General features: G+C 51.0%; 1 rRNA gene. It reads left to right on the forward strand.

What is annotated here, in order from left to right:
- Nucleotides 1–1381, forward strand: a 23S ribosomal RNA gene (locus tag O0881_RS29165); the annotation flags it as partial.
- Nucleotides 1382–1408: the final 27 nt, after the last annotated feature.

The following is a 1408-nucleotide window of genomic DNA, read 5'->3' on the forward strand; positions in this document are numbered from 1 at the left end:
AATTCAAGGGGTTGAGACGAGTGAATTTATTCACGAAGCAATCGGAAGTGGTTCCAAGAAAAGCCTCTAAGCTTCAGTCATACGAGACCGTACCGCAAACCGACACAGGTGGGCGAGATGAGTATTCTAAGGCGCTTGAGAGAACTCGGGAGAAGGAACTCGGCAAATTGGTACCGTAACTTCGGGAAAAGGTACGCCCCGGTAGCTTGATTGGTTTACTCCATGAGGGTGAAAGGGTTGCAATAAACTGGTGGCTGCGACTGTTTAATAAAAACACAGCACTCTGCAAACACGAAAGTGGACGTATAGGGTGTGACGCCTGCCCGGTGCTGGAAGATTAAATGATGGGGTGCAAGCTCTTGATTGAAGTCCCAGTAAACGGCGGCCGTAACTATAACGGTCCTAAGGTAGCGAAATTCCTTGTCGGGTAAGTTCCGACCTGCACGAATGGCGTAACGATGGCCACACTGTCTCCTCCCGAGACTCAGCGAAGTTGAAATGTTTGTGATGATGCAATCTACCCGCGGCTAGACGGAAAGACCCCATGAACCTTTACTGTAGCTTTGCATTGGACTTTGAACCAATCTGTGTAGGATAGGTGGGAGGCTTTGAAGCGGGGACGCTAGTTCTCGTGGAGCCAACCTTGAAATACCACCCTGGTTTGTTTGAGGTTCTAACCTTGGTCCGTTATCCGGATCGGGGACAGTGCATGGTAGGCAGTTTGACTGGGGCGGTCTCCTCCTAAAGTGTAACGGAGGAGTTCGAAGGTACGCTAGATACGGTCGGACATCGTGTTGATAGTGCAATGGCATAAGCGTGCTTAACTGCGAGACTGACAAGTCGAGCAGGTACGAAAGTAGGACATAGTGATCCGGTGGTTCTGTATGGAAGGGCCATCGCTCAACGGATAAAAGGTACTCTGGGGATAACAGGCTGATTCCTCCCAAGAGTTCATATCGACGGGGGAGTTTGGCACCTCGATGTCGGCTCATCACATCCTGGGGCTGTAGCCGGTCCCAAGGGTATGGCTGTTCGCCATTTAAAGTGGTACGTGAGCTGGGTTTAAAACGTCGTGAGACAGTTTGGTCCCTATCTGCCGTGGGCGTTGGAAATTTGAAGGGGGCTGCTCCTAGTACGAGAGGACCGGAGTGGACGAACCTCTGGTGTACCGGTTGTCACGCCAGTGGCATTGCCGGGTAGCTAAGTTCGGAAGAGATAACCGCTGAAAGCATCTAAGCGGGAAACTTGCCTTGAGATGAGATTTCCCAGAGCCTTGAGCTCTTTGAAGGGTCGTTCGAGACCAGGACGTTGATAGGCTGGGTGTGGAAGTGCAGTAATGCATTAAGCTAACCAGTACTAATTGCCCGTACGGCTTGTCCCTATAACCTTAGCAGGTACAGAGGATAAG

Origin of the sequence: Janthinobacterium sp. SUN100, assembly GCF_030397705.1 — a bacterium.
Classification (GTDB): Bacteria; Pseudomonadota; Gammaproteobacteria; order Burkholderiales; family Burkholderiaceae_D; genus Janthinobacterium; species Janthinobacterium kumbetense.